We start from the raw sequence: 22,822 nt of genomic DNA on the forward strand, positions 1-22,822 counted from the left end.
CCGAAATAGGCGGCGAAGTGTGTCGGGCGCAAGAGGGCAGGAGGCCGCGCCCTTGACCGATCTGCCCCCGCGCCCTACCCAAGGCGCCAAAGGATGGAGGTGCCGATGAAAGCCCTGATCGTGATCGACGTGCAGAACGATTTCTGCCCCGGAGGCGCGCTGGCCGTCTCTGGCGGGGATGAGATCGTGCAGCCCATCAACGCGCTGATGGCCCGGTTCGACGCGGTGATCCTGACGCAGGACTGGCACCCGGCCGGGCATTCTTCTTTCGCATCCAGCCATGCGGGCAAGGCACCCTTCGACCTGGTCGAGATGCCCTATGGTCCGCAGGTTCTGTGGCCGGATCATTGCGTTCAGGGGACCGAGGGCGCGGCCTTTCACGCTTCGCTGGACGCGACCCGCGCCGACCTGATCATCCGCAAGGGGTTCCGCCCGGCGATCGACAGCTATTCGGCATTCTTCGAGAACGACCACGTGACGCCCACGGGGCTGGAGGGCTACCTGCGGACGCGTGGCATCACCGATCTGACGATGGTGGGCCTCGCGACGGATTTCTGCGTGAATTTCTCGGCGGTTGATGCGGCGAAGCTGGGCTTTGCCGTGACCGTCCAACAGGATCTGTGCCGCGCCATCGATCTCGACAGATCGCTGGCTGCGGCGCAGAGCGGCATGCGGGATGCGGGTGTGACGCTGGCATGAGCCGCATCGCGTCGCGGATCGCCGAGGCACGGGTCGGCACGCGCCCCGACGTGGCGGATCGCGCACGGCGTGGGCTGGTCGCCTGGGCCGAGGCGGAGGCGGCGCAGGGCACGTCCCCCGATCTGGTGCTGGACCGGCTGGCCGATGGCACGGCGGCGCAGGGCCTCGGACGCTTGGCGCTGTCGGCCTCACCCGTGCCGCAGGGGCTGGCCTGCGCGTCGGGTTGCGCCTTTTGCTGCATCCTGTCGGGCGCGGATGGCGGCACCATCACCGAGGCCGAGGCGCGCGACCTGCACGCCGCGCTGTCGCCGCTGGCCGGGCAGGCTGACGGGCGCGCCTGGCATCCGCGTGCCTGCCCCGCGCTCGACCCCCAGACCCGTGCTTGCCGCGCCTACGATGCGCGGCCCGTGATCTGCCGGGCCTATGTCTCGGTCGACGTGACCGCATGCGAACAGGTGGCCGGGGGCGAGGCGGTCGAAGGGCCCGGCACGCTGGGCCCCTATCACACCTATCTTGCCGCGCTGGGGCTGAGCCGCTCGGCGCTGAAGGGCACCCGCCGGGTATCGACCCATTCGCTGGCCCGCCTTGCCGCCGCCGCGGTCGAGGGCCAGACGCTGGACGAGGCGCTGAAGGTCTCGCGTCACAAGCCCGGTGAACTCGACGAAGAACTGCGGCGCAGCAAGCGCGATCTGGGCCGCGCGGCGGGTCCGGGCTTGCCCTGACCGCCCCGCATGCACTAACCCCGTCACAGGCGGAGCCACCGGAGGCCCACATGGTCGATATCGCCACCCGCGTGTGGAACCACAAATGGAAGATCGACCCCATCGTGCGGTCGCTCATCGATACGGATTTCTACAAGCTGCTGATGTGCCAGTCGGTTTTCCGCAACCGGCCCGACACGACCGTGACGTTCAGCCTGATCAACCGTTCCGACCACGTGCCGCTCGCGCGCCTGATCGACGAGGGCGAGTTGCGCGAGCAGCTTGACCACATTCGCTCTCTTTCGCTGACGCGGGGGGAATCCACCTGGCTGCGCGGCAACACGTTCTACGGCAAGCGCCAGATGTTCACGCCCGAATTCATGGAATGGTTCGAGGCGCTGCGCCTGCCGCCCTACCATCTCGAACGGGTGGGCGATCAATATGAACTGACTTTCGAGGGCAAGTGGCCCGAGGTCATGATGTGGGAAATCCCGGCGCTGGCCGTGCTCATGGAACTGCGCGGTCGGGCCGTGCTGCATGACATGGGCCGGTTCGAGTTGCAGGTGCTCTATGCCCGCGCCATGACCAAGCTCTGGGAAAAGGTCGAACGCCTGCGGCAGGAGCCGGGCGCGCGCATCGCCGATTTCGGCACGCGGCGGCGGCATTCCTTCCTTTGGCAGGACTGGTGCGTGCAGGCCATGCTCGAGGGGCTGGGCGAGAGTTTCGTCGGCACCTCCAACTGCCTCATTGCCAAAAACCGAGACCTCGAGGCGATCGGGACCAACGCACATGAGTTGCCGATGGTCTATGCGGCGCTGGCCGAGGACGATGCGGCGCTGGCCCGCGCCCCTTACGACGTGCTGGCCGACTGGCACGAGGAACACGACGGCAACCTGCGCATCATCCTGCCCGACACCTACGGCACCGAAGGCTTCCTGCAGCGCGCGCCCGACTGGCTGGCGGGCTGGACCGGCATCCGCATCGACAGCGGTGATCCGGCCGAGGGCGCGGAAACCGCGATCCGCTGGTGGCAGTCGCGCGGCGAGGATCCGACGAAGAAACTGGTGATCTTCTCGGACGGGCTGGACGTGGACGTGATCCTGTCGCTTTACCGGCAATTCGCGGGGCGCGTGCGCGTGTCCTTTGGCTGGGGAACGCTGCTGACCAACGATTTCAGGGGGCTGACCCCGGATGACCGGCTGGCGCCCTTCAGCCTGGTCTGCAAGGCGGTCAGCGCCAATGGCCACCCCACGGTCAAGCTGTCGGACAACCCGAACAAGGCGATGGGCCCGGCCGACCAGATCGCCCGATACAAGCGCGTCTTCGGCGTTGGCGAGCAGACCGCGATGGAGGTCGTGGTCTGATGCGGCAGCGCGGCACCTTGGTGCTTCCCTCTGCCCGCCACGGACGGTAAAGCAGGCCGGGTCAAGGAGGTGCCACATGGGCCGTTTCGTTCCGCAACCGGGGATCATGGACATCGCGCTGTATGTCGGGGGCAAGGCCAAGCTCGACGGGGTGACGAATGTCATCAAGCTCAGTTCGAACGAGAACCCGTTCGGACCCAGCGACGCGGTGAAAGAGGCGGTTGCCCGCTCGGCGCATGACCTGCATCGCTATCCCTCGACGGATCATGCCGACCTGCGCCGCGCCATCGCCGAGACGCACGGGCTGGATGCCGACCGGATCATCTGCGGCGTGGGCAGCGACGAGGTGTTGCAATTCCTCGCGCAGGCCTATGCCGGGCCGGGCGACGAGGTGATTTACACCGAGCACGGCTTTTCCATGTATCGCATCATTGCGCTGGCCGCCGGGGCCACGCCGGTCTCCGTGCCGGAACGCGGCCGCGTGGTGGATATCGACGCGATCCTGTCCGCCTGCACCGAGCGGACCAAGCTCGTCTACCTGACCAACCCGGGCAATCCGACCAGCACGATGATCGGCCTGTCCGAGGTCGAACGCCTGGCCGAAGGCCTGCCGAAGCAGGCGATCCTCGTGCTGGACGGGGCTTATGCGGAATATGTCGACGGCTATGACGGCGGCGCCAAACTGGTCGAGATGCGCGACAATGTGGTGATGACGCGCACCTTCTCCAAGATCTACGGGCTGGGCGGGATGCGCGTCGGCTGGGGTTATGCCCCGCGCGAGGTCATCGACGTGCTGAACCGCGTGCGCCAGCCCTTCAACCTGTCCAACACGGCGCTGGCCGCCGCCGAGGCGGCAGTGCGAGACACCGCCTACCTGGAGTATTGCCGCAAGGAAAACGCCCGCCTTCGCCACTGGCTGGCCGAGGCGCTGGGCGAGCATGGTGTGCCTTGCGACACGTCGATGACGAATTTCGTCCTGGCCCGCTTCGCCGACAGGGCAGAGGCCGAGGCCTGCGACGACTTCCTGCAGAAACAGGGCATCCTGGTGCGGCGCGTGGCGGGCTACGGCCTGCCCAATTTCCTGCGCATCACCGTGGGTGACGAGGCGTCGTGCCGCCGGGTCGCCCATTGCATCGGCCTGTTCAAGGCAGGCGAGCGATGACCGAACCCTACAAGCGCGTCGCGCTGATCGGCCTGGGCCTGATTGCGTCGTCGATGTTCTGGGCGATGCGCCGCGCCGGCATGGCGGCTGAGGTGACGGGCTATGCCCGCTCTGCCGCCACGCGCGACACGGCCCGCCGCATCGGGCTGTGCGACCGGGTCTGCGACAGTGTCGAAGAGGCGGTGCAGGGCGCCGACCTGATCGTGCTGGCGGTGCCGGTTGGTGCGATGGGTGCCGTGGCCGAGGCCATCGCCCCGCACCTGGCGCCGGGGGCCACGGTGATCGACGTGGGGTCGGTCAAGCGCGCGGTGGTCGAGGCGGTCGGCCCGCACCTGCCCGAAGGCGTGCATTTCGTGCCCTGCCACCCGATGGCCGGGACAGAGCATTCCGGCCCGGAATCGGGCTTTGCCACGCTGTTCGACAACCGCTGGTGCCTGATCGTGCCGGGCGATGCTGCAGAGGGCGCGGTGGGGCGGGTCGAGGCATACTGGCGCGCGCTGGGCGCCAATTGCGAGCGGATGGATGTCGAGCATCACGACCTCGTCTGTGCCGTGGTAAGCCACATTCCCCACCTGATCGCCTACACGATGGTGGGCGTCGCCGACGACCTGCGCCGCGTCTCCGACCAGGAGGTGATCAAGTTCTCGGCCGCCGGTTTCCGTGACTTCACCCGCATCGCGGCCTCTGACCCGACCATGTGGCGCGACGTGTTCCTGAACAACAAGGACGCTACGCTGGAAATCCTGGGCCGCTTCACCGAAGAGCTGTTTGCCCTGCAACGCGCCATCCGAACCGGCGACGGTGAGCAGCTTCACGCCTATTTCACCCGCACCCGCGCCATCCGGCGTGGCATTCTGGAGGCAGGTCAGGATACTGATAAGCCAGACTTCGGACGGGTGAAGGTGGATCGGTGACACGGCTTCTTGTTCTTTCCCTCCTGTTTCTCGCGGCCTGCGGCGCGGGGCGCGAACGCGTGATGACGCGGGATACCGGTGCGCTGGACGGCGTCCGGTCCTTCCTGTCCACCGCCTTCGAGGGCGAGTCGGCCGGTGGTGGCCTCTGCGGCGACCCGGCTCTGGTGGGTGAACCCGTGGGTGCCGTCGAGGCCGAGATCGCCGGGTGCGGCATCGACGAGGCAGTGCGGCTGCGCGCGGTGGGCGAGGTCGGGCTCAGCCAGGCGGCGCTGATCGACTGCGCCACGGCGCGCGCGCTGCGCCGCTGGATCGACGACACTGCCGCTCCCTCGCTGCGCCGCCAGGGCGGCGGGCTGGCCGAGATAAAGGTCGCTGCGCATTACGCCTGCCGCACCCGCAACCACAAGCCCGGTGCGCCGATTTCCGAGCATGGGCGCGGCAAGGCCATCGACATTTCGGGCTTTCGCCTGCGCGACGGGTCAGAGGTGACGGTGCTGAACGATTGGGGCAGCGGCAAGCGCGGCAAGGCGCTGCGCCAGATGCATTCCGACGCCTGCGGACGCTTTGGCACGGTTCTTGGCCCCGGCTCGGATGGCCATCACGAGGACCATTTCCACTTTGACACGCGGATGCATCGCGGCGGGCCTTACTGCCGCTAGGGCTCAGCCCTCTGCCAGAAGCGCGGGCAGGGCGTCGGCCAGCACGTCCCAGACCAGCCGCACGCGCGGGTTGGTGCGCAACTCGCGATGCGCGACCAGCCACACCGGGTAGTCGAAGAACGGCCCGTCGGGCAGCACCCGCCGCAGGTCCGGGTCCGAATCGCCCAGCCCGCAGGGGCCCACTCCGATCCCCAGTCCGGCCCGCGCCATCTGCCAATGCGCCGGATGGGTGGAGGCGATGACCGGAAAATTCGCCTCTGACACCGGCACGCCGTAGCGGCGCAGCGCGTCGATGTAGTTGGGCGTGTCGTCGAAACCGATGAAATCCGCCCGCGCCAGGTCGTCCAGCGCCGCGATATGGCCAAGCCGATCAAGGTAGGCGGGGGTCGCGAAGAAGGTGCCGCGATCCTCAGCCACCAGACGTGCGATCAGATCTGGTTGGTCGGGGCGGGCGTTGCGAATGGCGATGTCCGCCTCGCGCCGTTTCAGGTCGCGGATCGCATTCGAGGCGACGACCTCGATCGTAATGCCGGGCGCCTCGGCCCGAAGGCGGGGCAGGATGCGCGGCAACAGCCAGGTGGAATAGATCTCTGACGCGGTGATCGCGACGTGCCCCTCGACGGCGGTGGACTGGCCCCGCGCGGCCAGCGACAGCGCACCCGCCGCATCACCCATGCGGCGCGCGTGATCCAGCAGGCGGGTGCCCGCCTCCGTCAATTGCAACCCGCGCCCGACGCGCTCGAACAGGGTGACGCCCAGTTCCGCCTCCAGCGTCGAGACCTGTCGCCCAAGCGTGGGCTGCGCCATGTTCAGCGCCCGCGCGGCGGCGGAGAGCGAGCCTTCTTCGGCGGTCACCAGGAAGGCCCGTGCGCGGTTCCAGTCGAACTCCACCGATCTCCAATCCATGCATAAATGCATAGATTGTCTGAGAATCCAGTCAATATGAAAAGATACCGTATCAGTTATTGTGCATTGGACCGATCCAAAGGAAAGGAGGCCCGGCATGAAAGCCGCGATCTACACAGAATATGGCGCCGCCGACACCGTCCGCATCGCCGAAATCCCTACCCCGGCACCGGGCCCGAAGCAGGTCCTGATCCGGGTGCGTGCCAGCAGCGTGACGACCGCCGACTGGCGGCTGCGCGCCTCGGCCTTTCCGGGCATCCTGTGGCTGCCGGGGCGGCTGATGACCGGGCTGCTGCGACCCCGCAATTCCGTGCTGGGGATGGAAATGGCCGGAGAGGTGGTGGCCGTAGGCCATGCCGTGACCCGCTTTACCCCCGGTCAGAGGGTGTTCGGCTTTGCCGGCGGCGGGGCGCATGCGGAATTCCTGGTGCTGGACGAGGATGCGACGATCCTGCCCACGCCCGACGACCTCAGCGATGCCGAGGCGGCGGCGCTGCCTTTTGGCGCACTCTGCGCGCTGGTATTCCTGCGCGACGTGGCCAATGTCGCGCCGGGCCAGCGCGTGCTGATCCTGGGCGGATCGGGCGGCGTTGGCGTCTACGCCATCCAGGTCGCCAAGGCGCTGGGAGCCAATGTGACGGCCTCGGCGTCGGCGGGCAATTCCGGGCTGATGCGCGATCTTGGCGCGGACGTGGTGCTGGATTACCGGGTCGACGATCCCGCCTCGGCCGGGCCCTATGACCTTGTGTTCGATACGGTCGGCGCGACGAACTGGGCGCGGATCCGCACGGTGCTGCGGAAAACCGGCCTGTTCCTGCCGTTGAATTTCGGCGCGCGCGAACTGTGGCACATGCTGCGGGCCAAGCTGGCAGGCGGGCCGCGCATCGTTCTGCATGTCAACGCCGACAGGGCCGACGACCTGCGCGTGATCCTGGGAATGATCGCGGACGGGTTGCTGCGCCCGGTGATCGACCGCCGTTTTCCGCTCGAGCGGATCGCGCAGGCGCATGTCTATGTCGAGGGGCGACACCGCAAGGGTGCGGTGATCGTCGATGTGACCCCGGCAGCACAGGTTCCCGCTGCCGCCTGAACGCGAAAAGGCCCCGGGATCGCTCCCGGGGCCACGCAACGGCGAAAGGGCCGGATCAGTTGACGGCGTCGGCGTCGACCACGTCCTTGGCGGCGGGCAGGCTGCCGGCCCGGGCAATGGCGATCCGACGCGATTTCAGCGCCTCGGGGATCTCGCGCTGAAGGTCGATATGCAGCATGCCGTTCTCATGCACCGCGCCCACGACGCGCACATGGTCGGCCAGGTGGAACCGGCGCTCGAAGGCGCGGGTGGCGATGCCGCGATGCAGGAAGGTGCGGCCCTGCTCTTCCTCGACCTTGCGGGCCGAGACGACCAGCGCCTGCTCCTTGACCTCGACGGTCAGGTCGGCGTCAGAAAAGCCCGCCACTGCGATCGAGATGCGATAGGCATCGTCGGCGGTCTTTTCGATGTTGTAGGGCGGGTAGCCGGGCTGGGCGACGTCATTGGTCAGCACCCGGTCCATCAGGTCGGCGATCTGGTCGAAGCCGACGGTAGCACGATACAGCGGTGCAAAGTCGAAAGTACGCATGGAATCCTCCGTTGAGCGATACCTGGTTGTGCGGCGCCTTCCCCAGGGGACAGGCGTCTGTTCCTTGTCGGGACCCGCCACGCGGCATCCCGACCACTCTCAGGTGGGCAACGGAAAAGCGGATTTCAAGAGGATCAATTGCGCGCGTAGACATCCTGGTAGCGCACGATGTCATCCTCGCCGACATAGGAGCCGGTCTGCACCTCGATCAGCACCATGGGCAGTTTGCCGGGGTTTTCCATCCGGTGGACCGACCCCAGCGGGACATAGATGCTTTCATTCTCGCTCACCAGCCTGACCTCCTCGTCGACGGTCACGCGGGCTGTTCCCTGAACCACGATCCAGTGTTCCGAGCGGAGGAAATGGCGTTGCAGGCTCAGCGAGGCGCCCGGATGGACCACGATGCGCTTGACCTTGAACCGGTCGCCCACCACGAGGTTTTCGATCCAGCCCCAGGGGCGGTGATCCTTGGGGAATTGCGTGGCCTGGGCAGCACCCTTCTGTTTCAGCGCCTCGACCGCGCGCTTCACGTCCTGGGCGCGCGACATGTCTGCGACCAGAACCGCGTCGTTCATTGCCACGGCCATGATATTGTCCAGCCCGATGCCCACGACCTCCAGCCCTTCGCCGTCTGCGCGCAGCAGCGTGTTGGTGCAGTCGATGGCGGTGGCGTGTCCGGATGCGACGACACCGTTCGCGTCGGGATGGCTTTCGCGCCAGACCGCATCCCAGCCGCCAAGGTCCGACCAGTCCGAGGCGAAGGGCACAACCGACAGGTTCCCTGCCCGTTCCATCACGGCGTAGTCGATCGAGATATCGTCGGCCTTTGCCCAGGATTCGGGTGCGAGCCGCAGAAAGCCGAGATCGGGCCGGGCCTGCGTAACGGCCGTGCGCACCGGGTCCAGCAGCGCGGGGGCATGCGCCTCGAAGGCGCGCAGGATGTCGGCTGCTCGGAACAGGAAGATCCCCGCGTTCCACAGGAAATTTCCCGAATCCAGCATCTTGCGGGCGCGCGCCGCGTCGGGTTTCTCGACGAACCGCGACAGCTTGACGGGCCGGGTGCCCTTGGGACTGGCCCCGAGTTCCAGGTAGCCATAGGCGGTTTCCGGGTGGGTCGGCTGGATGCCGAAGGTCACCAGATCGCCGCCGGCTACCGCGTCGAGACCCGCGGCCACCGCGGCGTGAAAGGCCGTGGTGTCGGGCACCACGTGGTCGGACGGGGCCACCAGCAGGATCGCATGTGGATCGTCGGCCATGGCGTGCAGCGCCGCGGCCAGGATCGCCGGTGCGGTGTTCCGCCCCTCGGGCTCGATCAGCACGGCGCCCGGATCGATCCCGATCGCCTGGAGCTGTTCCGTCACGATGAAGCGGAAGTCGGAATTCGTCATCACCAGCGGCGACGCAAAGTGCAGCGCATCGCTTTTCCCGGACATGCGGCGGGCTGAGGCCTGGAACAGTGTTTCCTCTCCGACGAGATGGACGAATTGCTTGGGATAACTCTTGCGAGACAGCGGCCAGAGACGTGCTCCGGAACCGCCGCACAGGATGACCGGGGTAATCAGGGACAAGGCCATGGCACCTCTCCGAACACGTCCGTGAAGGCTGCCTTCCACGAATGGCCCCATGGATCAACCGCGAAACGGTGGGTGAGCACGGGGGTCGGATGCCAGGTCATGGCTTGACGAATTTTGCACCGGTGTCGCGCCGCGTCCCGGCGTCGAGCCGTTCCAGCCCTGCCCCGGGGTTCTCTGCCGTCTCCAGCAGCGCCCGCACCTCGTTCAGCGGCTCCAGCAGGGCGGTGCCCAGCGACACCGGCGTGCCATCGGCGGTCGCCTTGGCCGAGACCACCGAGACGATCCGGGGCCGCCCGTCATCGGCGAAACTGAACACCGGAGAGCCCGACGCGCCGAAATCCACCTCGCAGGACAGAACCAGGATGCCATCCTGCCGCGAGATCACCTCGCAGGTTTCCTGGAGGTTGGGTGCCTCGGAACGGTCGTGCCGATAGGACACCACGCCGACGCTGTCACCCAGCTCGGGTCGGGTGTCGGTCTCGAACGGGCGGATGGTCGTGTTCCGGATCGGCAGTTGCAGTTCCAGCAGCGCGATGTCGTTGCGCACCCGGTCGGAATCGGCGGGCCCCAGAAAGTCGTAGTCGGGATGTGCCACTGCCCGCTTGACCCGGCGATAGGCCGAGGCGCGCCCGTTGCGCCATCCGGCGAGGAAGTTCAGATCCTCGACCGGCACGGGTTCGCCGGTGGTCGTGTCAAAGATGCAATGCGCTGCCGTGAGGACCAGGCGCTCGTCGATCAGGGCGCCGGTGCAAAAGGCCTCACCGGCCAGTTCCAGCCGGCCCACGGCCTCCCACATGCGACCGTCTTCGCGGCTGTTGAGGGAAAACAGCCCTTGAGCCTGCGCGGTCGTCGCCAGACAACCGAACAGGATCCCCCATATAATCCGCATGTGCCAATGATCTCCGCCATTTTTCAAACAGTAGTATTGTCCGGTTTCGGCGAAAATGCGGCGACGCGTCAGATTTTTTCCACCAGCGCGGGGGGCTTGGGCCCACCGGTCGCCCAGTCCAGCAATTCGACCGTGTGCACGATCGGCACCCCGGTTCCCGAGCCGATCTGCATCATGCAGCCGATATTGCCGGCGGCGATGATGTCGGGCTGCTTCGCCTCGAGCGTGCGCACCTTGCGCGCCTTCAGCTTGGCCGAGATTTCGGGCTGCATCAGGTTGTAGGTGCCCGCGCTGCCGCAGCACAGGTGGCTGTCGGCAGGTTCCACCACCTCGAAGCCGGCGCGTTTCAACAGGTCCTTGGGAAAGGTCTTGATCTTCTGCCCGTGCTGCAGCGAACAGGCGGCGTGATAGGCCACGCGCAGCCCTTTGGCCGCGCCCTGCGGCAAGTCCAGCTTCATCAGCACTTCGCTGATGTCCATGGCGATTCCGCTGACCCGTTTCGCATCCTCGGCCAGCGTTTCGGTCCGGAACATGTGGCCGTAATCCTTGACCGTCGTGCCGCACCCGCTGGTGTTGATGACGATCGCATCCAGCCCCGCGCCATCCATCTCTCGCGTCCAGGCTCGGATGTTCCTTGCCGCCGTGCCGTGCGATTCGTCGGTCTTGCCCATGTGGTGCGTCAGCGCCCCGCAACAGCCCGCGCCCTCGGCAACAACCACCTCGCAGCCCAGCCGGGTCAGCAGGCGGATCGTGGCGTCGTTGATGTCTGTGTTCAGTGCCTTCTGCGCGCAGCCGGTCATCAGCGCGACGCGCATCTTCCTGACGGCCGCTGGCGCAAAGCTCTGCGGGTCGTCGTTGCGCGACACCGGCGGGATGCGTTTCGGCGCCATGGCCAGCATCGCGCGCAGCCGCGCGTCGGGGATCAGCGGAGCAAAGGGCTTGCCGATCTTGGCCAGCAGCAGCGCCACGCGGAACCGCGTCGGATAAGGCAGGATCCGCGCCAGGACCCAGCGCAGCGCCTTGTCGTGCCAGGGCCGGTCATAGTTCTTCTCGATGTAGTCGCGCGCATGATCCACCAAGTGCATGTAATGCACGCCAGACGGGCAGGTCGTCATGCAGGCGAGGCAGGACAGGCAGCGGTCGATATGCTTGACGGTCTTCGCGTCCGGCTTGCGCTCGTTCTCGAGCATGTCCTTGATCAGGTAGATCCGGCCGCGCGGCGAATCCAGCTCGTCGCCAAGCACCTGGTAGGTCGGACAGGTCGCCGTGCAGAAGCCGCAATGCACGCAGGACCGCAGGATCTCGTTCGCCCGGCTGATCCCCGGGTCTTTCAGCTGCTCTTCGGTAAAGGTCGTCTGCATGTCACACCATCAGGTCGGCCGTGGCCAATCCGAACCACGGCAAGGTCGTTGCAAGAAGCGCGCTCACGGTGATCCAGCGTCGCGGGCGGGGATTGGCCGTGCGTCGGCGCAGGCCCATGGCGATCATCGTCACCGACAGCACCCAGGCCAGCCATAGCAGGGCCAGGCCGGCCAGAACCCCGTCCCGGTCCTGCAACCACAGCGCAAGGCTCACCGACGTGGCCACGACCAGCGCAAGGCCCGACACGATGGCTCGGCGGTCGGGCAATCGCATCAGGCCCGCCGACAGGGCGGGTCCTGCGACGAAGCATATCGCGAAGGCGATCAGCGCGGCCGGTGTCATGCGTCCATGAGACCCGGGTTGAGCACTCCGCGGGGATCGAACCGGGCGCGGATGCCCGCGGTCAACGCGGCCAGCGGCGCGGGTTCGGGCTGAAACACGGGCAAGGCGGCGCGGCTGGCGTCAGAGCCTCGCACCAGCGTGGCATGGCCGCCAAGGGCGCCGAGCCGCGCGCGCGCATCCGTGCCTTCGGGCAGCAGTGCCCAGATCAACCCGCCGCCCCAGTCGAACAGCAGCTTGTCGGCGTCCAGCCGGTCGGCCAGCGCCGGCGCGTCCGACGGCTTGCACGAAATCCGCCAGACATCGCCCGCAGTGCCCTGCATTGGAGCCACATCGCGCACCCAGGCCCAGCCTTCGGCCACCTTGGCCGCATCGTGCTCGACCCGCACCGCGTGGTCGGAAAACAGCGCCGCCAGTTGCCCGGCGCGATAATCCACCGATCCGGCAAATCCCTCGATCCGCAGCATCGTCACCGGATGCCCATCCAGCCCGACAGGCACATGCGCCGCCCCCGTCACCTCGAAGGGAGAGGCCAGCGCCTTTGACATCGCGCCCACGGCGTTCGCGACGGACAGGCTGTCGATCAGGATGCAGGCGGCGCTGTCGGGCTTGGGCAGCACCTTGAGGCTGACCTCGGTCAGCACGCCCAGCGTGCCCCAGCTCCCGGTCATGAGCTTGACCAGGTCGTAGCCGGTGACGTTCTTCATCACCCGGCCGCCATTCTTGACGATCTGCCCGGTCCCATCGACAAAGCGCACACCCAGCATGAAATCGCGGCAGGCCCCCGCCTGCACCCGGCGCGGCCCGCTGACATTGGCGGCCACCACGCCACCGACCGTGGGCGTGCCGCTGGTTCCCAAAAGCCCGCGATAATCCATCGGCTCGAAGGGCAGGCGCTGTCCCTCGGCCTCCAGTGCGGCCTCCACCTCGGCCAGCGGCGAGCCCGCCTTGACCACCACGGTCAGCGCGCCCGGCTCATACAGCGTGATGCCTGACAGACCGCCCGTCTCCAGCACCGCACCCGTCACCGGCTTGCCGATGCTGCGCGTGCCACCACCGCGGATATGGAAAGGCCCCGAGGCCCCGGCGATGATCTCGGCCAGTTCGGCCTCTGTCTCTGGTTTCATCTTCATCTTGCCAAACAAACTCCGGGGTCCGGGGCAGAGCCCCGGTCCTCACTCCGCCGCCAGGGCGATGCTTCGGCGGCTTTCCGAGGCCGCCAGCGGGAACACCTTGGCCGGGTTCAGCAGCCATTTCGGATCGAACACGTCCTTCACCGCCATCTGCGCCTCGAGATCGGCGGGCGCGTACTGGTCCACCATCAGGTCGCGTTTCTCGATGCCCACGCCATGCTCGCCGGTCAGGCAGCCGCCCACCTCGACACACAGCCGCAGGATATCCGCCCCCAGCGCCTCGCAGCGTTCCAGGTCGCCCGGCTTGTTGGCGTCGAACAGGATCAGCGGGTGCATGTTGCCGTCGCCCGCATGGAACACGTTGGCCACGTCCAGCCCGTATTCCTTCGACATCTCGCCGATGCGCTTGAGCACATAGGGCAGTTCGGAAACCGGGATCGTGCCGTCGAGGCACATGTAGTCGTTGATCTGGCCCATCGCGCCAAACGCGGATTTCCGGCCCAGCCAGATCCGGCCCGCTTCGTCAGCATCCTTGGCCTCGCGCAGTTCCACCGGGTTGTGCCGGCGCGCGATCTGCAGGATCAGGCCCAGCTGTTCGTCGATTTCCGCCGGGCTGCCCTCGACCTCGACGATCAGCAGTGCCTCGCACATCGGGTATCCGGCCTTGGCAAAGGCCTCGGTTGCCTCGATGCAGGGGCGGTCCATGAACTCGATCGCCACAGGCAGCACGCCCGCCTTGATGATGTCGGAAACACAGGCGCCGGCCACCTCGTTTGAATCGAAGCCCATCAGGACCGGCCGCGCGCCCTCGGGCTTGCGCAGGATGCGCAGGGTGGCCTCGGTCACGACGCCCAGCTGGCCTTCGGATCCGCAGATCACGCCCAGCAGGTCGAGCCCGCCCGAATCCAGATGCGCGCCGCCGATCTCGACCACGGTACCGTCCATCTGCACCATGGTCACGCCCAGCAGATTGTTTGTGGTGACGCCGTATTTCAGGCAATGGGCCCCGCCCGAGTTCATCGCGATATTGCCGGCGATGGCGCAGGCCAGCTGGCTTGACGGGTCGGGCGCGTAGAAGAAATCGTGCTCCTCGACCGCGCCGGTCACGCTCAGGTTCGTGCGCCCTGTCTGCACCCGGATGAAACGGTTGTCGTAATCCGTCTCGAGTACCTCGTTCATCCGTGCGACGCCCAGGATCACGCTGTCGGCGGTGGGCAGCGCGCCCCCCGCGAGGCTGGTGCCAGACCCGCGCGGCACCACCGGCACGCCCTCTTCCCAGCAGACGCGCAGCACCTTCGAGACTTCCTCAGTCGTCGAGGGCAGCACCACTGCCAACGGCGGGCAGCGATAGGCGGTCAGCGCGTCGCATTCATAGGCGCGCGTCTCGGCCTCGTCGTCTATCACCGCGTCGGCGGGCAGCACCTTGCGCAGGCGCTCTACGATCCGGGCCTTGCGCGCCAGGATCGAGGCATCGGGTTTGGGCATCTGCATCGGCGTTCCTCCCTGAATTGGTCAACTTATATAACCAAAATCGCGATCCGGCGAGTCAAAATCGTCTCACCCCGTCGCGGCATCTTGAACTTTATCGTGTGGGCCGGTCAGGTGCGCGCATGAACTGGATCAAGATCATACACATTCTTTGCGTCATGGGCTGGATGACGTCGATCTTTGCCGTGCCGCGCGCCCTGATCTACTGGAAGCGCGAATGGGACCGGCTGGGCGAGTTTGGCCCGTTGGGTGACCTGACGATCCGGCTCTACCGTTTTTCGCTGGGGCTTGGCGTGATCGCCATCGTCACCGGGCTGTGGCTGGCGCATCTCTGGGGCTGGCCGGCCTGGACGCATCTCAAGATCGCCCTCGTGCTGGCGCTGGCGGCGCATTACGGCTGGACCGGGCGCCTGGTGCTGCGTGCGCGGCGCGGCGTTTTCACTGAAAGCGACAAGTATCTGCGCATCTTCAACGAGGTCAGCGTCTTTGGCGCCATCGCGATTCTCTGGGTCGTGGTGGTCAAGCCGTTCTGACAGGCCCATGACCCTGATCGAAAGCCTAACGCTGTTCTCGCCCGCCGACTGGGCGGCGGTCGGGTTCCTGGTCTTCGCATGGTTCGTATCGACGCGGTTGATCGAGCATCCGCCGAAACGCTTTCCCTCGACTTCAGCCCTGATGGCGGGGTATCGCCGCGAATGGATGGTGGCCTTTGTCCATCGCAACCCGCGCATCTTCGATTCGCAGATCGTCGGGCAGTTGCGGCAGGGCACGGCGTTCTTCGCCTCGGGCAGCATGATCGCGATCGGGGGCGGGTTCGCGTTGTTGGGCAATGCCGAACGGTTGCGCGGCGTGGCGCAGGACCTGACGCAATCCGCCGACCCGGTCGTGGTCTGGGAGATCAAGCTGATCCTGATGCTGCTTTTCGCCGCCAACGCGTTCCTGAAGTTCGTCTGGTCGCACCGGCTGTTCGGCTATTGCGCCGTTCTGATGGCGGCGGTGCCGAACGATCCCGACGATCCGGTGGCAATGCCCCGCGCCCGCAAGGCCGGTGAGATCAATATCTTTGCCGCGCGCGGCTACAACCGCGGATTGCGCTCGGTCTATTTCGGCATCGCCAGTGCGGCCTGGCTGATCGGTCCGGCCGCGTTGCTTGTCGCGACGGTGTTTACCGTTGGCGTGATCCTGCGGCGCGAATTCGCGTCGCAATCCCGCGCGATCCTGCTGGAACAGGAACCGGGGCAGGCCTAGGCGGCCGCCCCTCCCCGCGGACCCGAGCGGCCCTCGCGCAGCCAGGCACCCACGATCAGCGCCGATGCCAGCAGCAGCACCAGCCACGCTGGCAGCAATGGCGTCTGCGTCACGTCCAGCGTTTCGTAGGCCTCGCGTGGCGTGATGCCGATCCAGCCTCGTCCGGCGGCGGGACGACCCTCGCGCACCTCGCGGATCTGCGGCACACCCTCCTCCAGACGCGGCGTGCCGCCATTGGTGCCGTCGATCAGCGGCGTCAGCGCCTCGGCCGAGGCAATGGTCTGCTCGAACTCGCGCGGGGCGGCTGGCCCAAGGCCGATCACGACGCTCTGCTCGCCCTCGGACAGGCGGTAAAGCCCGATCTCGGGGCCGGTATACAGCGCCTCGAACCGGCCGGGGCTGACCTCGGACAGGGTGACTTCTTCGGTCGTGCCGTCGGGGCGGGTGATCGTGACCGGACCCACGCTGTCCTCCAGCGTGCGGCGGATGATGCGCATGGTCTGGCCGGTGGGCTGGGCCCAAAGCGCCTCTTCCTCGAGTTCGGGTTCCTTCATCATCCAGTGGGCGAGGCGGCGCAGCAGTTCCAGTTGCGGGCCGCCACCCTCGTAGCCGCGCGACCAGAGCCATGCGTGATCCGAGGCCAGCAGCGCCACACGCCCCTCGCCGACCCGGTCGAGGATCAGCAGAGGCCGGTCTTCGGCGCCCGACATGACCACGTCGCCCGCCACCGGGTCGACCTCGATCTGGCGCAACCAGCGGCCCCAGCTGTCCTCGCCCAGCAGGCCCGCCGTCACCGGGTGCTTCTGACCCAGGTCGGTGACCTTCGGCCGATAGCCCTCGTCGACGACGCGGGCCGTGGGCTCTGCCGGGATGATCTCTGCCAGCGGAGAGCGATAGATCGAATCCGCGCTGGCGAAATCGGGTCCTGCGGCGACCAGCAACGCGCCGCCCTTCTCGACATAGTTGCGCACGTTGTCCAGGTAGATCGACGGCAGGATTCCGCGCCGCTTGTAGCGGTCGAAGATGATCAGGTCGAAATCGTCGATTTTTTCCAGGAACAGCTCACGAGTCGGGAAGGCGATCAGCGACAGTTCGTTGACCGGCACGCCATCCTGTTTTTCCGGCGGACGCAGGATGGTGAAATGCACCAGGTCGACGCTGGAGTCGGATTTCAGCAGGTTGCGCCAGGTGCGCCCGCCGGCATGAGGCTCGCCAGATACCAGCAGCACGCGCAGCCGGTCGCGCACGCCGTTGATCTGCACCAGCGCGGTGTTGTTGCGGTCGGTCAGTTCGCCCTCGGCGGCGGGAACGGTGAATTCGATCACGTTCAGCCCGCCATGGGGCAGGGTGATCGGCAAGCTCAGATCCTCGCCCACCGGAACGCGAAACGTCTCGGGTTCCGCGCCATCGACGGAAATCAGCAACTCGGTCGACAAGTCGCCGGGCGCGGCGCCGTCATCCTCGATCCGCAGGGTCAGGTTTACTTCTTCGCCGAGAATGGCGAAGGCGGGGGCATTCTTGACGATCAGGCGGCGGTCCCAGTCTGTCTCGCGCCCGGTCATCAGCAGGTGCAACGGCGCGGGCAGGTCGGGGGCGCGTTCGAGATCGTGCAGGCGGCCGTCGGACAGCAGGAAGATCCCGGCGATGCGGGCGCGCGGTTCCTCGGCCATCGCCTGGGAAAGCGCGCTCATCAGGAGGGATCCGCTGTCGCCCTCGCCGTCGCCCACCGGGATGCGGCGGATCTCGGTGTTGGGGCGGGCGAGGATCTGCGCCTCGAGCGCGTCGGCGGCATCCGCCGTCACGCCAGCGCGTTCCGCCAGTTGCTGCGAGGCGCTTTCATCCACCACCATCAGTACGATGTCGGACAAGGGCGCGCGATCCTCGACCTGATAGGAGGGCTGTGTGAGCGCGCCGATCAGCACGATCCCGGCCAGCGCGCGCAACGCCCAGCCCGACAGGCCGCGCCACAGCGCCAGTCCCACGCCGGCCAATGCCAGCGCAGCCAGAACCCAGATCGCTTCCCAGGGAAGCAGCGGGTCAAAGACGATCTGCCCGCTCATTGGCCGAGCCTGTCGAGCAGGGCAGGCACGTGGACCTGGTCGGATTTGTAGTTGCCGGTCAGCACATGCATCACCAGGTTCACTCCGAAACGATAGGCTATCTCGCGCTGGCGTTCGCCGCTGAAGCCACGCCCGATGGGCACCAGGGGATTGCCGCTGTCATCCATCGCCCAGGCGGCGGCCCAGTCGTTGCCGCCGATCACCACCGGGGTCACGTTGTCGTTGAGGTTGCGAAATGGCATCCCCTCGATCAGTTCGGCGTCGGGCGGCGCCGCCTCGACCCAGACGCCGCGGCCGGTATAGCGGCCGGGGAAATCCTGGAGCAGGTAGAAGGTGCGGGTCAGCACGTGGTCCGCCGGCACGGGTTCCAGCGGTGGTATGTCCAGCGGGCGGGCGAGGTCGCGCAGCTTGCGCCCCTCGGGGGTGTTGGCGCCGAAACCGGCCACGTCCGCGTCGCGCGTGTCGAACAGGATCATCCCGCCCGAGCGTAGGTAGGTATTGAGCCGCGCATAGGCCTCGTCCGAAGGGGTCGGCTGCGAGGCGGTGATCGGCCAGTAGAGGAACGGGTAGAAGGCGAGTTCGTCGGTTTCCAGGTTCACGCCCATCGGTTCGGCGGGTTCGATCGAGGTGCGGAAGAAAAGCGTTTCCGACAGGCCGCGCAGCCCGGCGCGGGCCAGACGGTCGATCTGGTCGTCGCCGGTGATGACATGCGCCAGTGCCACATCCGAAGTGGCGGCGATGGCGCGGGCGTCATCGGTGGTGTCCTGCGCCTGCGCGCGCGGCGCCGGGATCAGCAGGGCCAGCGCCACCAGCGCCGCGGTGGTCGCCCGCGCACTGCGCAGCCGTCCCGACAGCGCCAGCGATGCCACCACGTCCGCCAGAAGCAGCGCGATGGTCAGACCGAGCAGCCAGCCCGCCAGCGGGGTTTCCTGCGGGCGGCCCAGCCCCTCGACCGGGATGCGGTCGGGCCAGACGGCGGGCAGCAATTCCGTCCCGGCGGCAATTACGTTGCGCGCGATGGTGCGGTCTTCGCCTTCATAGAGGCCGGGGCGCAGGTCGGGGCCCAGCGCCGCCGACACCAGCAGATCGCCCGCCACGCCGGGCAGGGTCCCGGCGTCGCGCGGCGCGCCGAAGGCGTCCAGTACGCGCACCGGCTGCCAGATGGTCCCTTCGAGCTCCTTGGCGGCGGGCGCCTCGGCCAGCGACGACACGGCGAGGCGTTCAAGCATTTGCACGAACAGTCCCGAAAGAGGCAGGCTCGACCATTCGGCGTTTGCGGTGACGTGGAACAGCACGACCTGCCCCAAGCCCACCTCCTTGCGGGTGACCAGCGGCGTGCCGTCGGTCAGCTGCGCCACGACACGGTCCGCCAGCGTGGGATCGGGCTGGGCCATGACCTGGCTGTTCACCGTCACGTCAGGGGGGATCGCGAGCCCGAAGAACGGGCTGTCGGTACCGAAGGGGGCCAGGGCCTTGGGCTCTCCCCAGCTCATCGCGCCGCCGACGCTGCGGCCACCGGCGCGCAGGCGCACGGGCATCAGTGGATCTTCCTCGTCGCGGCTGACATCGCTGGCGGCAAGGCGCGGCCCGGCGAAGCGCAGCAGCATCCCGCCCTTGTCCAGCCAGTCCAGCAGTGCCGCCTGTTCAGCGTCGGACAGCGTCGCCACGTCGGCCAGGATGATGACATCGGGATTGGCGGGCAGGATGTCCAGAAGCGCGCCATCCAGCAGGTCGGCGGTCGGTTCCAGCGCCTTGTGCAGGTAGTGCAGCGGCGACAGCAACTCCAGCCCTTCGCGGTTCTCGCGGCCCGCGATCAGCGCGATCTCGCGCCGGCTGAGGGAGTCGTCGGGCAGGGTGACGGCGCCGGCGCTGCGGATGCCCTCGACCTCGAACCGGGTGATGCGGGCGCGCAGCTCGGCGGGAAGGGACAGTGCCAGATCGGCGCGCAGGGCGTCGGCCTCGAAGGTGACGGGCGCGCGCACCAGCACGGCGGGGTTGCCGGCGGGGTCCAGCCCGTGACCCGCAATCGAGACCTCGGTCTCGGGGCCGGGGCGCAGGCGGGCCAGCGTCAGGGCGATGTTGCCTTCCTCGAACCGGGCGGGTTCCAGCGTGTAGAGGCTGCGGGGGCTTTCAAAGACCGTGACTTGCCCTCGTTCCTCCAGAGCGGCGAGCAGCGGTGCACGGGCCTCGCGGGCCAGCCCGTCGGACATCCAGTAGCTGTCGAAATCGCCCTCGGGCAGGGCGGCGAGGGTGGCCTCGAGCCGCTCGGCCCCAGGCTCCCACGGTTCCGGCAGCAGGCCGGTCAGGCGCGATTGCAGCACGTCGGCGGACAGCATCTGCACCGGCTGGGGATCGGTCAGGCGCAGCACGCCGACGGGGCGGCCTTCGCGACCGGCACGCGCCAGCAGCCCGTCCAGCGCGGTGATCCGCGCCCGCCAGTCCGCCGCCGAGGCCCAGCTGGCATCCATGACGATCAGCAGGGGGCCGTCGCCTGCGGCGCGGTCCTCGGTTTCGGGATTCAGGACGGGCCCGGCGAGGCCCAGGATGACCGCCGCCACCGCCAGCATGCGCAGCAGCAGCAGCCACCACGGCGTGCGGTCGGTGACCTGGTCGTCATCCTTGAGGCCCAGCAGCAGAACGACGCCGGGAAAGCGCCGTCTGATCGGGGCGGGCGGCACGGCGCGCAGGATCACCCAGAGGATGGGCAACGCCAGGAGCCCCAGCAGAAGCCAGGGAGTGGTAAAGCCCAACGCTCCGCCGAAGAGGGTCATCCGTGGCCTCCATCCATGGCCCGCCAGATCCACAGCAGGGCCGATTGGGCGCTGTGGTCGGTGTGATGCACAAAATGCTGCCAGCCCGTCAGGCGGCACAGCGAATCGAGCCGAGCCTTGCGTTCGGCGAGGCGCGCCAGATAACGCGCGCGCAACTCGCCCGCCTTCAGCGTCTCATGCGCCAGGGTGCCGCCCACCGATTCGAAAATCGTCCGCCCCTCGAAGGGAAAGCGCTCCTCTGCCGGGTCCAGCACCTGCAACAGCACGCCGCGCACGCCGCGATCAGCGGCCTTGGTCAGCGCCGCCTCGACCGGGGTCACGTCGCCCAGGAAATCCGACACGAATAGCGCGCGCGCATGGGGCAGCATGCCGCGCGCCTCGGGTTCGGCGTAATCGTCCTCGCCCTCTTCCGACAGCATCTGCGCCAGCCGCAGGATCTGCGGCTCGCCTCGCTGCGGCGGCAGTTTCCAGCCCGTCAGGCCCACGCGTTCGCCCCCACGCACCAGCAGGATCGACATGGCCAGCGCGATCAGGCGGGCGCGATCGGCCTTGGTGGGCAGGTTTCGGTCACCGGCAAAGCGCATCGAGGCGCCGGGATCGACCCAGAGCAGGACCGACTGCGCGATCTGCCATTCGCGTTCGCGCACGAACTGGTCGTCGCCCCGCGCGGACCGACGCCAGTCGATCTGGCGATAGCTGTCGCCGGGGCGCAGCGGACGGTATTGCCAGAAATCGTCGCCCAAGCCGGCGCGGCGGCGGCCATGCTCGCCCAGCAGCACCGTGCCGGCAAGCTGTTCGGCCCGCGCCAGAAGCGCAGGCAGGCGCGACGCCTCTTCCTGCGCGCGCTGCCTCAGAAGGGCGACCTCGGATGTCACGCGGCGGCCTCGGAGCGCATCATGCCGCCTGCCACCTCGTCGATCAGCTTGCCAAGGTTCTCGCCGCGCGCGCGGGCCGAGAAGGTCAGCGCCATCCGGTGCACCAGCACGGGCCGCGCCATGTTCAGAACGTCCTCGGGCGAGGGCGCGAGGCGGCCTTCCAGCAGGGCCCGGGCGCGCACCACCAGCATGAGCGCCTGCGCGGCGCGGGGGCCGGGGCCCCAGGCCACCATCTCGCGCACCTTGTCGCTGGCCGAGGGATCGTCGGGCCGGAAGGCGCGCACGAGGTCCAGGATCATCTCGACCACCGCATCGCCCACCGGCATCCGGCGGAGCAGTTTCTGCGCGGCAATCAGGGACGCGCCGTCGAAGACCTCGTGGCTTTCGGCCTCTTCGGTGCCCGTGGTGGCCAGCAGGATGTCACGCTCGGTCTTGCGGGTCGGATAGGGCACGTCGATCTGCACGAGGAAACGGTCGAGCTGCGCCTCGGGCAGGGGATAGGTGCCTTCCTGCTCGATCGGGTTCTGCGTGGCGAGCACGTGGAAGGGCGCCTCGAGCTTGCGGGTCTGGCCTGCGACCGTGACGGCCTTTTCCTGCATCGCCTGCAGCAGCGCCGACTGGGTACGCGGGCTGGCGCGGTTGATCTCGTCCGCCATCAGAAGCTGGCAGAAGATCGGCCCCTCGATGAACTTGAAGGTGCGCGAGCCGTCGACGCCGGTTTCCAGCACCTCGGACCCGAGGATGTCGCCGGGCATGAGGTCGGGCGTGAACTGCACCCGGTTGCCCCTGAGACCCATCACGGTCGAAAGCGTTTCCACCAGGCGGGTCTTGCCCAGGCCCGGCAGGCCGATCAGCAGCGCGTGTCCGCCGCAGAGCAGAGCGGACAGCGTGAGTTCCACGACCCGATCCTGGCCGATGAAGCGCGCCGTGATCGAACGCTTGGCCTCGGCCAGCTTGTCTTCCAGCGCCTCGATCTCGGCGACCAGGTCCTCGGCCATGTTATCTCTCCTGCAAGTTCTATATGTGTGGAGTTGAGTGTATTGCTGTAAACGGAAATGG

General features: G+C 67.6%; 21 protein-coding genes. 9 read left to right on the forward strand and 12 right to left on the reverse strand.

Translation table 11 applies throughout. The features are described 5' to 3' along the window. Positions 1 to 105: 105 nt before the first annotated feature. From pncA to KB874_RS16840, 6 genes are all read left to right on the forward strand, one after another. Positions 106 to 699, forward strand: a complete 594-nt coding sequence (gene pncA, locus KB874_RS16815) for a bifunctional nicotinamidase/pyrazinamidase (protein ID WP_212537719.1) — start codon at positions 106 to 108, stop codon at positions 697 to 699. Continuing rightward, positions 696 to 1,421, forward strand: a complete 726-nt coding sequence (locus KB874_RS16820) for a YkgJ family cysteine cluster protein (protein WP_212537720.1) — start codon at positions 696 to 698, stop codon at positions 1,419 to 1,421. The genes pncA and KB874_RS16820 overlap by 4 nt, the downstream gene beginning before the upstream one ends. A 50-nt stretch (positions 1,422 to 1,471) precedes the next feature. Then, positions 1,472 to 2,764 carry a nicotinate phosphoribosyltransferase gene (gene pncB / locus KB874_RS16825; RefSeq protein ID WP_212537721.1) on the forward strand — a complete coding sequence of 431 codons (1,293 nt, stop codon included), beginning with the start codon at positions 1,472 to 1,474 and terminating at the stop codon, positions 2,762 to 2,764. A gap of 76 nt (positions 2,765 to 2,840) precedes the next feature. Continuing rightward, complete coding sequence (gene hisC / locus KB874_RS16830; RefSeq protein WP_212537722.1) at positions 2,841 to 3,926, forward strand: histidinol-phosphate transaminase; 1,086 nt, start codon at positions 2,841 to 2,843, stop codon at positions 3,924 to 3,926. Continuing rightward, positions 3,923 to 4,840, forward strand: coding sequence for a prephenate/arogenate dehydrogenase family protein (locus KB874_RS16835; protein ID WP_212537723.1), 918 nt, complete (start codon positions 3,923 to 3,925; stop codon positions 4,838 to 4,840). The genes hisC and KB874_RS16835 overlap by 4 nt, the downstream gene beginning before the upstream one ends. Continuing rightward, positions 4,837 to 5,499: an extensin-like domain-containing protein gene (locus tag KB874_RS16840; protein ID WP_346346565.1), complete on the forward strand. Its 663-nt coding sequence runs from the start codon at positions 4,837 to 4,839 to the stop codon at positions 5,497 to 5,499. Before KB874_RS16835 ends, KB874_RS16840 begins: the two co-directional genes overlap by 4 nt. A 3-nt stretch (positions 5,500 to 5,502) precedes the next feature. On the opposite strand, the gene KB874_RS16845 is transcribed toward KB874_RS16840, so the two are convergent. Further along, positions 5,503 to 6,405: a LysR family transcriptional regulator gene (locus KB874_RS16845; RefSeq protein WP_212537724.1), complete on the reverse strand. Its 903-nt coding sequence runs from the start codon at positions 6,403 to 6,405 to the stop codon at positions 5,503 to 5,505. A 97-nt stretch (positions 6,406 to 6,502) separates the two neighbouring features. Here KB874_RS16845 and KB874_RS16850 point away from each other — a divergent pair, with 97 nt between their 5' ends. Next, the gene (locus tag KB874_RS16850) at positions 6,503 to 7,495 is read left to right on the forward strand and encodes an NAD(P)-dependent alcohol dehydrogenase (RefSeq protein ID WP_212537725.1); all 993 of its coding nucleotides are present in this window, start codon (positions 6,503 to 6,505) and stop codon (positions 7,493 to 7,495) included. A gap of 55 nt (positions 7,496 to 7,550) precedes the next feature. Here the strand turns inward: KB874_RS16850 and KB874_RS16855 are convergent, their stop codons facing one another. From KB874_RS16855 to KB874_RS16885, 7 genes are all read right to left on the reverse strand, one after another. After that, positions 7,551 to 8,024, reverse strand: a complete 474-nt coding sequence (locus KB874_RS16855) for an Hsp20 family protein (RefSeq protein WP_212537726.1) — start codon at positions 8,022 to 8,024, stop codon at positions 7,551 to 7,553. A gap of 134 nt (positions 8,025 to 8,158) precedes the next feature. Continuing rightward, positions 8,159 to 9,598, reverse strand: coding sequence for a mannose-1-phosphate guanylyltransferase/mannose-6-phosphate isomerase (locus KB874_RS16860; RefSeq protein ID WP_212537727.1), 1,440 nt, complete (start codon positions 9,596 to 9,598; stop codon positions 8,159 to 8,161). A gap of 97 nt (positions 9,599 to 9,695) precedes the next feature. Next, entirely contained in the window at positions 9,696 to 10,487 is a 792-nt protein-coding gene (locus KB874_RS16865; RefSeq protein WP_212537728.1) for a trypsin-like serine peptidase, read from the reverse strand. A gap of 68 nt (positions 10,488 to 10,555) precedes the next feature. Continuing rightward, positions 10,556 to 11,848 carry a glycolate oxidase subunit GlcF gene (gene glcF / locus KB874_RS16870; RefSeq protein WP_212537729.1) on the reverse strand — a complete coding sequence of 431 codons (1,293 nt, stop codon included), beginning with the start codon at positions 11,846 to 11,848 and terminating at the stop codon, positions 10,556 to 10,558. Between the two features lies 1 nt (position 11,849). Then, positions 11,850 to 12,191: a hypothetical protein gene (locus KB874_RS16875; protein WP_212537730.1), complete on the reverse strand. Its 342-nt coding sequence runs from the start codon at positions 12,189 to 12,191 to the stop codon at positions 11,850 to 11,852. After that, positions 12,188 to 13,315 (reverse strand): FAD-binding protein, encoded by a 1,128-nt coding sequence (locus KB874_RS16880; RefSeq protein WP_212537731.1) that lies wholly within the window; start codon positions 13,313 to 13,315, stop codon positions 12,188 to 12,190. The genes KB874_RS16875 and KB874_RS16880 overlap by 4 nt, the downstream gene beginning before the upstream one ends. A 48-nt stretch (positions 13,316 to 13,363) precedes the next feature. Then, positions 13,364 to 14,812, reverse strand: coding sequence for an FAD-linked oxidase C-terminal domain-containing protein (locus tag KB874_RS16885; RefSeq protein ID WP_212537732.1), 1,449 nt, complete (start codon positions 14,810 to 14,812; stop codon positions 13,364 to 13,366). A 119-nt stretch (positions 14,813 to 14,931) separates the two neighbouring features. Here KB874_RS16885 and KB874_RS16890 point away from each other — a divergent pair, with 119 nt between their 5' ends. Together KB874_RS16890 and KB874_RS16895 are read left to right on the forward strand one after the other, a co-directional pair. Continuing rightward, positions 14,932 to 15,342, forward strand: a complete 411-nt coding sequence (locus tag KB874_RS16890) for a CopD family protein (protein WP_212537733.1) — start codon at positions 14,932 to 14,934, stop codon at positions 15,340 to 15,342. Positions 15,343 to 15,349: 7 nt separating this feature from the next. Continuing rightward, the gene (locus KB874_RS16895; protein WP_212537734.1) at positions 15,350 to 16,057 is read left to right on the forward strand and encodes a DUF599 domain-containing protein; all 708 of its coding nucleotides are present in this window, start codon (positions 15,350 to 15,352) and stop codon (positions 16,055 to 16,057) included. Here the strand turns inward: KB874_RS16895 and KB874_RS16900 are convergent. The 4 genes from KB874_RS16900 to KB874_RS16915 are packed head-to-tail and all read right to left on the reverse strand — an operon-like array spanning position 16,054 to position 22,761. Beyond that, positions 16,054 to 18,117 (reverse strand): hypothetical protein, encoded by a 2,064-nt coding sequence (locus KB874_RS16900; RefSeq protein WP_212537735.1) that lies wholly within the window; start codon positions 18,115 to 18,117, stop codon positions 16,054 to 16,056. The two genes, KB874_RS16895 and KB874_RS16900, sit on opposite strands and share 4 nt — an antisense overlap. After that, positions 18,114 to 20,888 (reverse strand): DUF4159 domain-containing protein, encoded by a 2,775-nt coding sequence (locus tag KB874_RS16905; protein ID WP_212537736.1) that lies wholly within the window; start codon positions 20,886 to 20,888, stop codon positions 18,114 to 18,116. The genes KB874_RS16900 and KB874_RS16905 overlap by 4 nt, the downstream gene beginning before the upstream one ends. Continuing rightward, the gene (locus tag KB874_RS16910; protein WP_212537737.1) at positions 20,885 to 21,763 is read right to left on the reverse strand and encodes a DUF58 domain-containing protein; all 879 of its coding nucleotides are present in this window, start codon (positions 21,761 to 21,763) and stop codon (positions 20,885 to 20,887) included. Before KB874_RS16910 ends, KB874_RS16905 begins: the two co-directional genes overlap by 4 nt. Further along, positions 21,760 to 22,761 (reverse strand): AAA family ATPase, encoded by a 1,002-nt coding sequence (locus KB874_RS16915; protein WP_212537738.1) that lies wholly within the window; start codon positions 22,759 to 22,761, stop codon positions 21,760 to 21,762. The genes KB874_RS16910 and KB874_RS16915 overlap by 4 nt, the downstream gene beginning before the upstream one ends. Positions 22,762 to 22,822: the final 61 nt, after the last annotated feature.

The organism is Thetidibacter halocola (assembly GCF_018224955.1).
In the GTDB taxonomy this organism is placed as follows: Bacteria; Pseudomonadota; Alphaproteobacteria; order Rhodobacterales; family Rhodobacteraceae; genus Thetidibacter; species Thetidibacter halocola.